Origin of the sequence: Streptomyces lichenis (genome assembly GCF_023218175.1) — a bacterium.
Taxonomy (GTDB): domain Bacteria; phylum Actinomycetota; class Actinomycetes; order Streptomycetales; family Streptomycetaceae; genus Streptomyces; species Streptomyces lichenis.
On the sequence record NZ_JALPTH010000002.1, the window covers coordinates 1 to 12,688 of the forward strand.

12 protein-coding genes are annotated in these 12,688 nt (G+C 73.1%); 4 read left to right on the forward strand and 8 right to left on the reverse strand.

Features of this window, described 5'->3' with window-relative positions; translation table 11 throughout:
• Positions 1–216: 216 nt before the first annotated feature.
• The gene (locus M1O15_RS01680) at positions 217–795 is read right to left on the reverse strand and encodes a Uma2 family endonuclease (RefSeq protein WP_248631349.1); all 579 of its coding nucleotides are present in this window, start codon (positions 793–795) and stop codon (positions 217–219) included.
• Between the two features lie 105 nt (positions 796–900).
• Here M1O15_RS01680 and M1O15_RS01685 point away from each other — a divergent pair, with 105 nt between their 5' ends.
• Positions 901–1,734, forward strand: coding sequence for a nucleotidyltransferase domain-containing protein (locus M1O15_RS01685; protein ID WP_248631350.1), 834 nt, complete (start codon positions 901–903; stop codon positions 1,732–1,734).
• Positions 1,735–1,768: 34 nt separating this feature from the next.
• Positions 1,769–3,634, forward strand: coding sequence for an NHL domain-containing thioredoxin family protein (locus M1O15_RS01690; RefSeq protein ID WP_248631351.1), 1,866 nt, complete (start codon positions 1,769–1,771; stop codon positions 3,632–3,634).
• A 70-nt stretch (positions 3,635–3,704) separates the two neighbouring features.
• Here the strand turns inward: M1O15_RS01690 and M1O15_RS01695 are convergent, their stop codons facing one another.
• Together M1O15_RS01695 and M1O15_RS01700 are read right to left on the reverse strand one after the other, a co-directional pair.
• On the reverse strand, positions 3,705–3,932 hold the full coding sequence (locus M1O15_RS01695) for a DUF6458 family protein (protein WP_248631352.1): 228 nt from the start codon (positions 3,930–3,932) through the stop codon (positions 3,705–3,707).
• 98 nt (positions 3,933–4,030) lie between these two features.
• The gene (locus M1O15_RS01700) at positions 4,031–5,323 is read right to left on the reverse strand and encodes a M18 family aminopeptidase (protein WP_248631353.1); all 1,293 of its coding nucleotides are present in this window, start codon (positions 5,321–5,323) and stop codon (positions 4,031–4,033) included.
• Positions 5,324–5,517: 194 nt separating this feature from the next.
• Between M1O15_RS01700 and M1O15_RS31305 the strand changes: the two genes are divergently transcribed.
• Positions 5,518–5,934 carry a hypothetical protein gene (locus M1O15_RS31305; RefSeq protein WP_282576155.1) on the forward strand — a complete coding sequence of 139 codons (417 nt, stop codon included), beginning with the start codon at positions 5,518–5,520 and terminating at the stop codon, positions 5,932–5,934.
• A gap of 90 nt (positions 5,935–6,024) precedes the next feature.
• Here the strand turns inward: M1O15_RS31305 and M1O15_RS01710 are convergent, their stop codons facing one another.
• The 4 genes from M1O15_RS01710 to M1O15_RS01725 form a co-directional block, all read right to left on the reverse strand.
• Positions 6,025–7,335, reverse strand: coding sequence for a cation:proton antiporter (locus M1O15_RS01710; RefSeq protein ID WP_248631354.1), 1,311 nt, complete (start codon positions 7,333–7,335; stop codon positions 6,025–6,027).
• A gap of 31 nt (positions 7,336–7,366) precedes the next feature.
• Positions 7,367–8,965, reverse strand: coding sequence for a tryptophan 7-halogenase (locus M1O15_RS01715; RefSeq protein ID WP_248631355.1), 1,599 nt, complete (start codon positions 8,963–8,965; stop codon positions 7,367–7,369).
• A gap of 95 nt (positions 8,966–9,060) precedes the next feature.
• Positions 9,061–9,339: a phosphopantetheine-binding protein gene (locus M1O15_RS01720; RefSeq protein ID WP_248631356.1), complete on the reverse strand. Its 279-nt coding sequence runs from the start codon at positions 9,337–9,339 to the stop codon at positions 9,061–9,063.
• 309 nt (positions 9,340–9,648) lie between these two features.
• Positions 9,649–11,475, reverse strand: a complete 1,827-nt coding sequence (locus tag M1O15_RS01725) for an acyl-CoA dehydrogenase (protein WP_248631357.1) — start codon at positions 11,473–11,475, stop codon at positions 9,649–9,651.
• 227 nt (positions 11,476–11,702) lie between these two features.
• Here M1O15_RS01725 and M1O15_RS01730 point away from each other — a divergent pair, with 227 nt between their 5' ends.
• Complete coding sequence (locus tag M1O15_RS01730; RefSeq protein WP_248631358.1) at positions 11,703–12,092, forward strand: hypothetical protein; 390 nt, start codon at positions 11,703–11,705, stop codon at positions 12,090–12,092.
• Between the two features lie 4 nt (positions 12,093–12,096).
• Here M1O15_RS01730 and M1O15_RS01735 read toward each other — a convergent pair whose 3' ends face one another.
• Complete coding sequence (locus M1O15_RS01735; RefSeq protein ID WP_248631359.1) at positions 12,097–12,669, reverse strand: GNAT family N-acetyltransferase; 573 nt, start codon at positions 12,667–12,669, stop codon at positions 12,097–12,099.
• Between the last annotated feature and the right edge of the window lie 19 nt (positions 12,670–12,688).

Consider the following 12,688-nt stretch of genomic DNA (forward strand, 5'->3'; position numbering starts at 1 on the left):
CCCTCCCACCCCCCCCCCCCGCCCCCCGCCTCTGCCACCGCCCCCACCGACGACGGCCCCCACCTCCTGCTCCCCCTCACCGTCGTCGGCTCCGCCCTCCTGGCCGCCACCACCCTCTGGTGGACCCGCCGCCGCCCCCACCGCTGACGCCGAGCTCACCCGAAAGCGGGACACCGCCGAGCGCCCAGGGTCACCCTGGCAGGTCGCCGGGCCCCCTCAGGGCCGGGAGAACAACGGCTCCGTCCACACCCGGTCCACCCGCCCCCGGTGTGCCCACTCGTCCAGGTCGAGGGTGAAGGTGCGGCCGTCGGCCAGCGGGATGGCCAGCGTGCCGGTGCCGTACGCGCGGGTGTGCGCGGTGCTGTAGCCGGTGAAGGTGGGCTCGGTGTGCAGCACCACCTCCCGGGCGTACGGATCGACGACCAGGTAGACGGGGACGCCGTAGCGCCCGTACTTCACCGTGCAGTCGTCGTAGTCCTTACGGGCCGAGGGGGTCGAGACCACCTCGGAGATCAGCAGGACGTCCACGAAGCCGTAGCGCGCGCCCTCCCGGCTCGCGTCCTCGCGGAGGACGGCGAAGTCGGGTGCGCAGTGCTCACCGCCCGGGAAGTCGATGTGCACATCGGAGATGACCTTCGCATGGCGGCCGAGGGCATGGGCGGAGGCGATCTGCATCGACCTGATCGTGCTGGAGTGCTCCGCACTCCGAGGAGCCAGGATCATCTTTCCGTCCGTCCCGAAGAGGACCGTGTAGCCCTCGGGGAACGTGGTGCGCGCGATCGCGTCGCCGTTCATGGTCGCTGCTCCTTCCGTTCGGCCGTCACCGTACGGCGGTGGGCAGCACCCTCCGCACCGGAAATCCGGCTGCCCCCGCACCCCCTCCCCCCGCACACTCACCCCATGACTTCCTCCCTCCCCGTCCCCGCCCCCGTCCAGGAGATGGCCGACCGTCTCACCCGCGTCCCCGGCGTCGTCGGGGTGATGCTCGGGGGCAGCCGGGCTCGGGGCGAGGGGCGGGCGGACTCCGACTGGGACCTCGGCGTCTACTACCGCGAACCGCTCGACCTCGCGGCCCTGGGCGCGCTCGCCGGGGACGGGGTGGAGGTCGCCGCCCCGGGCGCCTGGGGGCCATGGGTCAACGGCGGGGCCTGGCTGCGGGTCGGGGACACGGCCGTGGACTGGATCCTGCGCGACCTGGACCGGGTGGGGCGGGTGTGGCGGGAGTGCCAGGAGGGACGGTACGAGGTGGGCGTCCAGGCCGGGCACCCGCTCGGCTTCTGGTCGCCCTGCTACCCCGGCGAGGCCGCCCTCGGCCGGGTCCTCGCCGACCCCTCCGGCGAACTGACCGCCCTGCGCGCCGCCACCGCCGCCTACCCCGAGCCGCTGCGCCGTTCGCTGCTGGCGGCCGCCTGGGAGGCGGAGTTCCTGGTGGAGGGGGCCGCCAAGGGGGCGTCCGGCGCCGACCCGCTCTTCGTCTCGCTCTGCCTCTCCCGCGCCCTCGGGGTGCTCACCCAGTCGCTGTACGCCCACGCCCGCCGCTGGTGCCTCAACGAGAAGGGCGCCCTGGCCGTGGCCGAGACGCTGCCCGCCGCCCCGCCCGGCTTCGGCGACCGGGCCCGCGCCCTGCTCGGCTCCCCGGGCGCCACGGCCGCCGAGCTCTCCGCCACGGTGGCGGCCGCCCGCACCCTGGTGGCCGAGACCCGGGCCGCCCTGGCCGCTGCCGTGGACGTGTGACCCGCCGTTCACACCCGGATGGCACCCTTGAACCATGAACGACTCCGCCCCGGCGCCCACCCCCGCGCCCCGCAGCCGTGCCCGTGTCCGCGCCCCCGAGCTGGTCGGCAGGGGCGGCTGGCTGAACACCGGCGGTGAGCGGCTCACCCTGGCCGGGCTGCGCGGCCGCATCGTCATCCTGGACTTCTGGACGTTCTGCTGCGTCAACTGCCTGCACGTCCTGGACGAGCTGCGCGAGCTGGAGGAGAAGCACCGCGACACCGTGGTGGTCATCGGGGTGCACTCGCCGAAGTTCGTGCACGAGGCCGAGCACCAGGCCGTGGTGGACGCCGTCGAGCGGTACGGGGTGCACCACCCGGTGCTGGACGACCCGGAGCTGGCCACCTGGAAGCAGTACGCGGTACGGGCCTGGCCCACCCTGGTCGTGATCGACCCCGAGGGGTACGTCGTCGCCCAGCACGCCGGGGAGGGCCACGCGGGCGCCATCGGGACGCTCGTCGCGGAGCTGGAGGCCGAGCACGCGGCCAAGGGCACCCTGCGGCGCGGCGACGGGCCCTACGTACCGCCGGAGCCGGTCGCCACCCATCTGCGCTTCCCCGGCAAGGCGCTGCCGCTGCCCGACGGCACCTTCCTGGTCTCCGACACCACCCGCCACCGGCTGGTGCGGCTGGCTGCGGACGGCGAGACCGTGCAGCGGCGGTACGGGGACGGGGAGCGGGGCCTCGCCGACGGCCCCGCCGAGCACGCCCGCTTCAGCGAGCCGCAGGGCCTCGCCCTCCTCCCGGACGGCCGCGTCGTCGTCGCCGACACGGTCAACCACGCCCTGCGGCTGCTGGACCCGGTAAGCGGCGAGGTGACCACCGTCGCCGGGACGGGCGCCCAGTGGTGGCAGTCCTCGCCCACCTCCGGACCGGCCCGCGAGGTGGCGCTCTCCTCACCGTGGGACGTGGCCTGGTGGCGCGGCGAGGTGTGGATCGCCATGGCGGGCGTCCACCAGCTGTGGGCCTTCGACCCGGCGGCCGGGACGGTACGCGTGGCGGCGGGCACCACCAACGAGGGCCTGGTCGACGGACCGGCCGCCGAGGCCTGGTTCGCCCAGCCGTCCGGGCTCGCGGTCGCGGCCGACGGCACGCGGCTGTGGGTGGCCGACTCGGAGACCAGCTCCCTGCGCTGGGTGGAGCCTCAGGACGACGACTACGCGGTCCGCACCGCCGTCGGCACCGGGCTGTTCGACTTCGGCCACCGCGACGGCGCGGCCGGGCAGGCGCTGCTCCAGCACCCGCTGGGGGTGACCGCCCTGCCGGACGGCTCGGTGGCGATCAGCGACACCTACAACCACGCGCTGCGCCGCTACGACCCGGCGGCCGGCGAGTCCGGCGAGGTCACCACCCTCGCCACCGATCTGCGCGAGCCCAGCGGGGCGGTGCTGGCCGGGGAGGACATCGTCGTCGTGGAGTCGGCCCGGCACCGGCTCACCCGGCTGCGGCTGCCGGAGCAGGCTGTCCGGGTGGACGCGGTCGCCCACCGCACCCGGCGCGAGGCCACCGCCATCGCCCCGGGCAGCCTCCGGCTGGACGTGGTCTTCCGGGCGCCCACCGGCCAGAAGCTGGACGAGCGCTACGGGCCGTCCACCCGGCTGCTGGTCTCGGCCACCCCGCCGGAACTGCTCGCCGACGGCGCGGGCACCGGCACCGACCTCTCCCGGACGCTCGCCCTGGACCCCTCGGTCACCGAGGGCGTGCTGCATGTCTCGGCGATGGCCGCCTCCTGCGACGACGACCCGGCGAACGAATATCCCGCCTGCCATGTCCACCAGCAGGACTGGGGCGTCCCGGTGACCGTCCGCGAGGGCGGCGCGGACCGGCTCCCGCTGATCCTGGCGGGAATGGACGAGGGCTGACGGCGGCCCGCCCCCGCGGGCCGTGGCGGCTCGCGGGGGCGGGGTGGTACGGGGTGGTACGGGGTGGTGCTCAGTAGCGGCGCTCGTCGTGCGCCGGGTCGACCACGGTCGGGGCGACCGGCTGGACGATGGCGCGACGGCGCCGGGCGATGCTGGTGAAGGTCGCGACTCCGATCAGGCCGACGGCCATCAGGATGAGACCCACCAGGTCCAGGTTGACGCCGCTGGCCTCCCAGTCGGTCGCGAAGGTCAGGATCGCCCCGACCGCAATGAGGATGATGCAGCCACCAAGGCCCATGATTCCCGCCTCCTGGTCGGTAGTCAGGTGGTGCGGATACCCCCTTCCCACCCGGCTACGCAACACCGCACCGCGAGCCGCGGCACGCTGACAGGGCCTCAGCCCAGGAACGCCGCCACCGCGCTCGCCAGCAGATGCGGGTCGTCCGCGCCGCACAGTTCACGGGCGCTGTGCATGGACAGGATCGCGATGCCGATGTCCACGGTCCGGATGCCGTGCCGGGCGGCGGTGATCGGGCCGATCGTCGTCCCGCACGGCATGTCGTTGTGGGAGACGAAGGTCTGCCACGGCACCCCCGCCCGCTCGCACGCCGCGGCGAACACCGCGCGCCCGCCGCCGTCGGTGGCGTACCGCTGGTTGACGTTGACCTTGAGGATCGGGCCGCCGTTGGCCCGCGGGTGGTGCGTGGGGTCGTGCCGCTCGGCGTAGTTGGGGTGCACCGCGTGCCCGGTGTCGGAGGACAGGCAGACGGTGCCGGCGAAGGCGCGCGCCCGGTCCTCGTACCCTCCCCCGCGCGCGTACACCGACCGCTCCAGCACCGTGCCGAGCAGCGGCCCCTGGGCGCCGGTGTCGGCCTCGGAGCCGTTCTCCTCGTGGTCGAAGGCGGCGAGTACGGGGATGTACGCGGGCTTCCCGGCCGTCGCCACCGCGGTCAGCGCGGCCACCCCGGCGTGCACCGAGACCAGGTTGTCCATCCGGGGCCCGGCGACCAGCTCCCGGTCCCGGCCCAGGTACGCCGGGGGCTCCACCGAGTGGACCATCAGGTCCCAGCCGGCCACCTCCCCCGCGTCCACCTCGGCCTCCCCGGCCACGAAGTCGATCAGGTCGCCCTCGCGGACGTTCTTACCGAGGCCCCAGATCGGCTGCATATGGCGCTGCCGGTCCAGCTTCAGACCGTCGTTGGCCGCCCGGTCCAGATGGATGGCCAGCTGCGGTACGCGCAGCAGCGGGCGGTCCACGTTCACCAGCCGGTGCCCGCCGTCCCGCAGCGTCAGCCGCCCGGAGAGGCCCAGGTCGCGGTCGAGCCAGGTGTTCAGCAGCGTCCCGCCGTAGGTCTCCACGGCCACCTGCCGCCAGCCGTGCGCGCCCATGTCGGGCCGCGGCTTGACCCGCAGGTTCGGTGAGTCGGTGTGCGCGCCGACGATACGGAACGGGGTGTGCGCCTCGGCTCCCTCGGGGACGTACCAGGCGATGAGCGCCCCGCCCCGCACGATGAACGCCCCGCCCGCCGCCCCGTCCCAGGCCGCGGTCTCGTCGAGCTGCCGGAAGCCGGCCTTCTCCAGGCGGTCCGCGGCGTTGGCGACGGCGTGGTACGGCGAGGGCGACTCGGCCAGGAAAGCCATCAGGTCATCGGTGTGGCCGCGGTCGAAGCGGGGTGCAGAGCTGGTCATGAGGCCCACCCTACGGGCGGCCCCGGCCCGCCTCCCAAGGGTTCCCCGGGCCCGTTGTCAGTGGTGCCTGCCACCATCGGAAGCGGATGGACCAGCAGGAGCAGCAGGAGCAGTGAGAGCAGCACGACAGCGCACCGAGTTCGGATGACAGGTGCGGGCCGCGCCGGCCCGCCGACTCGACCGGAGGTCCCGAGGTGACCACGACGACGAACGGATCCGTGCCGCTGCCCACCCCGCGGGCGCGGCGGACACCCGGGCGCCCCGCCCGTCCGCCCGAGCACGCCCGGGTGCCCGACCCTCCCCGTACCACCGCCGAGCCGCCCCGCCCGGCCGGGCACCCGTACGAGGCGTCCGCCCCCGGCCCCCTCTGCGCCGCCTGCGGTGCGGCCCCGGGCACGGTCTGGAGCCGGCCGCTGGCCCGCTCGGTGTGGGCGGGCCCGCCCGGGCTGCCGCTCTGCGCCCACTGCGCCGGCACCGCCTCCGGCACACCGGACCGCGAGCCGGTGCTCCTCGGCGACCTCCTCGCCGTGACGGCGGCCGCCCTGCGCATATCCGCCCCGCCCCCGACCGCCCCGGGCGGCTCCCCGGGCCCGGCGACGGCCGCGGCCTAGCGGCGGGGGGCGGGCCGCCCGCGCCGCGAGGGCCGGGGGCCGCGGAGACCACCGGCCACGGAGGCCGGGACGGGGGCCGGGGTACGCGGATCACCGGGCCGCGCGGGCCGGAGAGGCGCCCGTCCCGGCGTACCTCCCCGTCCCCGGGTCCGTTTCCGGCGCCGCTTCCCCGTCCGGCTCCGCGTCCGCTTCGGCATCCCGGCGGAACCAGCTCAGCAGCGGCCCCGTCATGGCGGTGGTGACGAGGGCCACGACGACCAGCAGGGCGTACCAGCGGTCGTCCAGCAGCCCCGCCTGCTTGCCCACGTTGAGGGCGATGAGCTCGGTCAGGCCCCGGGTGTTCATCAGCGCCCCGATGACCGCGCTCTCCCGCCAGCTCCGGCCGCCCAGGCGGGCGGCGCAGGCGCAGCCGCCGAGCTTGGCCGCGATCGCGACGGCCAGCAGCACGACCAGCAGCAGGAGGTCTCCCGCGCCCAGTCCGCCGATGTCCACGGAGAAGCCGGTGGTGATGAAGAAGACCGGCAGGAGCAGACCGCCGACCCGGTCCGCCCAGGAGACCAGCCCGGGGTCGGGCCGCCCGTCCCCCCGGCGCGGCATCAGCAGCCCCGCCAGGAAGGCCCCGAACACGGCGTGCAGTCCCAGCGCGTTGGTCGCCCACCCCGACAGCAGGGCTGCCGCGATCAGCGGCCCGTCCCGCAGCGCGCCCGGGAGGGCGTACGCCCGCCGCAGGACCGGGCGGACCAGCAGCAGCATGACCAGCAGGTAGCAGACGAGCAGGCCGCCCACCACGGCCGGGGAGTGGGCCTCGCTACCGGCGAGCGCCACCACTCCGGCCAGCACCAGCCAGCCGGCGACGTCGGTGAGGGCCGCCGCCGCGGTGGCGACGAGGCCCGGCACGGTGCCGGCCAGGCCCCGGTCCCGGATGATGCTCGCCAGGACGGGCATCGCGGTGATGGACAGGGCGACCGCGAGGTAGAGCGGGAAGGCCCAGCCGCTCGGTGCGCCCTCGGGCTCGGCGCCCCGGGCGACGACGGCCCACCCCAGGGCCGCGCCCGCCGCCATGGGGACGGCGAGCGCGGCGAGGGACACCGAGGTGACGGTGCGGCCCTGGTGGCGCAGGAGCGAGGTGTCCAGTTCGCAGCCGACGGAGAACATGAACAGCACCAGCGCCACCTGGCCGAGCACCCCGAGGTAGGGCAGGACCTCGTCCGGCACCAGCAGCGCGCTGGGGTCGCCGGGCAGCCGGCCCAGCACACTCGGGCCGAGCACGATGCCCGCGAGCACCTGGCCGATGACCGGGGGCTGCCCGATCCGCCGGGCGAGGGCGGAGAGGGCGGCGGCGAGCACCACGACCGTGCCGGTGGCGAGCAGCACGCTCGTGGTGATCTGCTCGGCTGTCACCGGACGCGCCCCGAGCGGTCGGTGAGCGTCCTCACGCCGCCGTACCGCCACCGCCGTCGGAGCCGGCCCCGACCGCGTCCCCGGTCCCGGTCCCGGTCCCGGCGAGCTCGGCCGCCACGCTGCCCGTCCCGGTGGTCGGCGCCGTGGGGTCGGCCCAGCCGAGGCCGTCGGGCGAGGCGACCAGGCCGTCCGGGAACAGCGGCTGCTCCAGGGTGGTGGCCCCGCCCAGCGAGGCGCGGGCCTGGATCTCGTTCATCCCCTGCATCACCTCGGTCACCACCGTGGTGCCGAACAGCTCGCCCATCCGCTCGCCGCTCTCGGACTGGGCGGGCCCGGTCCGGGTCACGGCGTCGGCGAGGTCGCGGGAGGACGTGCCGAAGCGCTCCTTGAGCCCGTCGAGGTCCATCAGCGCCGACTCGCCGGAGGAGACGCCTCCCACCAGTTCCACGAAGGCGCGCAGGTCGGTGGCCTCGGCCCGGGAGACCTTGCGGGCCTGCCAGAAGTAGGAGTCCTCGTTGTGCTGCATGTCGTAGAAGGCGAGCAGGAACTCGTAGAAGACGCCGTACTCGCGGCGGTAGCGGCGCTCGAACTCGCCGAAGGCCCGCTCCTCGTCGAGGTCGCCGGAGAGCGCGCTGTTGATCGAGCGGGCGGCCAGCAGCCCGCCGTAGGTGGCCAGGTGGACCCCGGTGGAGAAGACCGGGTCCACGAAGCAGGCCGCGTCGCCCACCAGCACCATGCCGGGCTGCCAGAAGCGCTCCATCGCGTACGAGTAGTCCTTGCGCACGCGCAGTTCGCCGTACGGGCCCTCGGTGACCCGGGTCGCGTCCTTCAGATAGTCCTTGATCATCGGCGCCCGCTCGATGAACTGGGCCATGGCGGCCTCGGGATCGCGGGAGAGCGTGCCGACCTGGGAGCGGTTGACCACCGCGCCGACGCTGGTGAGCGTGTCGGTCAGCGGGATGTACCAGAACCAGCCGTCGTCCCAGGCGCAGCAGAGGATGTTGCCGGCGTCCGGCCCGGGCAGCCGCTTGCCGCCCTCGTAGTAGCCGTAGAGGGCCACGTTGCGGAAGAAGTCGGAGTAGTTGCGGGTGCCGACGGTACGGGCGAGCCTGCTGTTGCTGCCGGAGGCGTCGACCACGTACCGGGCGCCGGTCTCATGGGTCCTGCCGTCCTCGTCGGTCCAGCGCAGTCCGGTGACCCGGTCGCCCTCGGACAGGGTCGCCACGGCCGTGCACCGCTCGCGGACGTCCACGCCCAGCCGGCGGGCGTTGTCCAGCAGGATCTTGTCGAACTTCATGCGCTCGACCTGGTAGGCGGTGCTGGTGGGGCCCGACATCAGCGGGGAGTAGGCGAAGAGGAAGTTCCACGGCTCGGGGTTGGAGCCCCAGCGGAAGGTACCGCCCCGCTTGGGCATGAAGTTCGCCTTCTCCATCTCCTCGCTGACCCCCAGGAAGCGGCAGATGCCGTGGATGGTCGCGGGGAGCAGCGACTCGCCGATCTGGTGGCGCGGGAAGGACTCCTTCTCCAGCAGCAGCACGCGATGGCCGGCCATCGCCACCAGCGCGGCCGTGGTGGAGCCGCCGGGGCCGCCCCCGACCACGACGACGTCATAGGGGCCGGACTGGGTCATGGGTTGTCTCCCTCAGCATCAGGAACATCAAGGTGGCGGCACACGGAAAGGACGGGGCGCCGGCGTCGGCCGCCCCGGTGAGGACTCCGGACGGGTCAGGACCCCGCCTGTGTCGCGGCGGGTGCGGTGGCCTGCGGAGCGAGGAGCGCGGCCCACGCGCTCAGGGTCGGCCGCTCGGCCAGTTGGGTGAAGTCGACCTCGGCGCCGTCGGCTCGCCAGCTCTCCAGCAGGGTCATCGTCCGGATGGAGTCCATCCCCTGGTCGAACACGTTCTCGTCGTCGGCGAGCTCGTCGGCTTCGACGTAGAGCACCTCGGCCACGTCCGCACGCAGGCGTGCCAGCGTGAAGGGCCGTGGTTCGGACGTACCACTCATGCGCTTGTCTCCGTCCAGGAAGGACCACGAACGACCGCGAGCGCCCTCCGTTCCCGAGGGCCCTCCGGTCACTCCGAGCAAGCTACTTAGGTAAGCCTTGCCTTACATACCAAGTCCTGGTCAAAAGCAAGTCAGTTAATCCCCGCGCACGACCCCGCACCCGGAAAAGCGACCACCGCACCCAGAGCTTCCGCAGGGGCGACCGCGCCCGGAAAACGACCGCGGCCCGCCCCCGGGGTCATCCCGGGGACGGGCCGCAGCCGAACACCTGCTCTATTCCACCTCAGCCGACTCGGCCGACCGCTCCGGTCAGAAGGCCGCCTCGTCCAGCTCCATCAGCGAGTTGTCGACCGACTCGGCGATCAGCCGCTCGGTGGAGACGTTCGGCAGGACGTTGGCCGCGAAGAACTTCGCCGCCGCGATCTTGCCCTGGTAGAAGGCACGGTCCTTGGCGGACGCGGTCTCCAGCTTCTCGGCGGCCACGGCCGCCCCCCGCAGCAGCAGGTAGCCGACGACCACGTCACCCGAGGCCAGCAGCAGCCGGGAGGTGTTGAGGCCGACCTTGTAGATGTTCTTGACGTCCTCGCCGGTGGCGGTGAGGTCGGTCAGCATCTGGCCGACGATCGCCTCCAGGTCCACGGCCGCCTTGGCCAGCGAGTCGCGGGCCGGAGCCAGCTCCTCGCCACCGGTGCCGAGCGCCAGGAACTTCTTGATCTCCTCGGCCAGCGCGTTCAGCGAGGCGCCCTGGTCGCGGACGATCTTGCGGAAGAAGAAGTCCTGGCCCTGGATGGCCGTGGTGCCCTCGTAGAGGGTGTCGATCTTGGCGTCCCGGATGTACTGCTCGACCGGGTACTCCTGGAGGTACCCGGAGCCGCCGAAGGTCTGGAGCGACTGGGCCAGCTGCTCGTACGACTTCTCCGAGCCGTACCCCTTCACGATGGGCAGCAGCAGGTCGTTCAGGCCGACCAGCGCCTTCGCGTCCTCCCCGGCGGACTCCTTGGCGGCGATCTCGTCCTGCACGGCGGCCGTGTAGAGGACGAGGGCGCGCATGCCCTCCGCGTACGCCTTCTGCGTCATCAGCGAGCGGCGCACGTCCGGGTGGTGGGTGATGGTGACCTTGGGCGCGGTCTTGTCCATGAAGTTCGCCAGGTCGGGGCCCTGCACGCGCTCCTTGGCGTACTCCAGGGCGTTGAGGTAGCCCGTGGAGAGGGTGGCGATCGCCTTCGTGCCGACCATCATCCGGGCGAACTCGATGATCCGGAACATCTGCCGGATGCCCTCGTGCTTGTCACCGATCAGCCAGCCCTTGGCCGGGTGGCGGTCGCCGAAGGTCATCTCGCAGGTGTTGGAGGCCTTGAGGCCCATCTTGTGCTCGACGTTGGTGGCGTAGACGCCGTTGCGCTCGCCCAGCTCGCCGGTCTCCCAGTCGAAGTGGTACTTCGGGACGAGGAAGAGCGACAGGCCCTTGGTGCCCGGACCGGCACCCTCGGGGCGGGCCAGCACGTAGTGGAGGATGTTCTCCGACATGTCGTGCTCACCGGAGGTGATGAAGCGCTTCACGCCCTCGATGTGCCAGGAGCCGTCCTCCTGCCGCACGGCCTTGGTCCGCCCGGCGCCCACGTCCGAGCCGGCGTCCGGCTCGGTCAGCACCATGGTGGAGCCCCACTGCTTCTCCACGGCGATCGCGGCGATCTTCTTCTGGACCTCGTTGCCCTCCTCGAAGAGGATGCCCGCGAAGGCCGGGCCGGAGGAGTACATCCAGACCGCCGGGTTCGAGCCGAGGATCAGCTCCGCGTACGCCCAGATCAGCGAGCGCGGGGAGGTGGTGCCGCCGATCTCCTCGGGCAGCCCGAGCCGCCAGTACTCGGAGTCCATGAACGCCTGGTACGACTTCTTGAAGGAGGCCGGCACCGGGGCGGTGTTGGTCTCCGGGTCGAAGACCGGCGGGTTGCGGTCGGCGTCCGCGAACGACTCGGCGAAGTCGTTCTCCGCGAGGCGCGCCAGCTCGTCCAGGACGCTCTTGGCGGTCTCGACGTCCATCTCCTCGAACGGACCGGTGCCGTACACCTTGTCGCGGCCGAGGACCTCGAAGAGGTTGAACTCGATGTCGCGAAGATTCGACTTGTAGTGCCCCATGGCGAAGGCTCCGTAAGGCTCGGGGAGGCGGTTTCGGCGCCTCGTACACGCTGTCCACGTACCAGGCAGTAGCTACGATGATGCTACCCGTCGGTAATAAGAGCAACCCCTATGGGGCGATCCGTGACGAGCCCCGCACCACCACCCGCACCGCCCGGTGAATATTCCCCAACCCCCTGCGCGGAAGGTCCCCGCTCGCTCACACTGAGTACAGGAGGTGCCGCACCATGTCCCGTTTCAAGATCAGCTGCCCCGCCCGGATCATCTTCCGCGACGACGAGATGCGGATGATGGCCGCCCTCGACGGCGGCTTCCAGCTTGAGCAGCTTCTGTACTGCACGCTGGAGGCCGGGCACACCAGCCTCCACCACACGATCGCCCAGGGAGTGGCCGGCACCGAGACCACCCCGCCGTGGAGCCTGCACGCCCGCTGGGGCGACAACCCGCACGGCCCCGAGCGCGAACTGGTCCGCCTGGACGACTGCCCCGTGACCTCCCTGCCGGGCAGCGTCCAGTCCGAGTCCTGCTGGCTCCAGAAGGACCATGAAGGCCGCCACGCCTACGAGTTCGGGCCGCTCGCCGAGCGCCGCCGGCGCGAGTCGGCGCTACGGGGCTGACTCCTCAGCGCAGGTCGAGCCGCATCAGCACCCGGGGGTGCCCGGCCAGCACCGAGGTGGTGTCGGCGGCGTGGACGAACCCGGCGCGCTCGAAGTTCTTCCGGATCCCCGCGTACGCCATCGTCAGGTCGATCCGGTCGCCCCCGCTGTCGATCGGGTACGCCTCCACCACCGGCGCCCCGCGCTCCCGGGCGAACTCGACCGCCCCCGCGATCAGCGCGTGCGAGATCCCCTTCCTCCGGTGACCGGGGCGCACCCGCACACACCACAGCGACCAGACCGGCAGCTCGTCCACGCGCGGGATCACCCGGCTGCGCGCGAACGCGGTGTCCGCCCGCGGCGCCACCGCCGCCCAGCCGACCGGCTCCTCCCCCTCGTACGCGAGCACCCCCGGCGGGACCTCGGCCCGGCACAGCCCGGCCACGTACTCCCCCCGGGCCGGTCCACGAAGCTCGTTGTTGAGCTTGGACGGGAGCCGGTAGCTCAGGCACCAGCAGACGGTGGCCCCCGGCGACTTCGGCCCCACCAGGGCCCGAACGTCCTCGAAGGCCGACGCGGGGCGAACCTCGATGGTCATGGACACCACGATGTCACGC

Excerpts from the sequence above, each read along its gene's own strand:
- M1O15_RS01680 (WP_248631349.1), bottom strand. The coding sequence starts at position 795 with ATGAACGGCGACGCGATCGCGCGCACCACGTTCCCCGAGGGCTACACG.
- M1O15_RS01685 (WP_248631350.1), top strand. The coding sequence starts at position 901 with ATGACTTCCTCCCTCCCCGTCCCCGCCCCCGTCCAGGAGATGGCCGAC.
- M1O15_RS01690 (WP_248631351.1), top strand. The coding sequence starts at position 1,769 with ATGAACGACTCCGCCCCGGCGCCCACCCCCGCGCCCCGCAGCCGTGCC.
- M1O15_RS01695 (WP_248631352.1), bottom strand. The coding sequence starts at position 3,932 with ATGGGCCTTGGTGGCTGCATCATCCTCATTGCGGTCGGGGCGATCCTG.
- M1O15_RS01700 (WP_248631353.1), bottom strand. The coding sequence starts at position 5,323 with ATGACCAGCTCTGCACCCCGCTTCGACCGCGGCCACACCGATGACCTG.
- M1O15_RS01715 (WP_248631355.1), bottom strand. The coding sequence starts at position 8,965 with ATGACCCAGTCCGGCCCCTATGACGTCGTCGTGGTCGGGGGCGGCCCC.
- M1O15_RS01720 (WP_248631356.1), bottom strand. The coding sequence starts at position 9,339 with ATGAGTGGTACGTCCGAACCACGGCCCTTCACGCTGGCACGCCTGCGT.
- M1O15_RS01725 (WP_248631357.1), bottom strand. The coding sequence starts at position 11,475 with ATGGGGCACTACAAGTCGAATCTTCGCGACATCGAGTTCAACCTCTTC.
- M1O15_RS01730 (WP_248631358.1), top strand. The coding sequence starts at position 11,703 with ATGTCCCGTTTCAAGATCAGCTGCCCCGCCCGGATCATCTTCCGCGAC.
- M1O15_RS01735 (WP_248631359.1), bottom strand. The coding sequence starts at position 12,669 with ATGACCATCGAGGTTCGCCCCGCGTCGGCCTTCGAGGACGTTCGGGCC.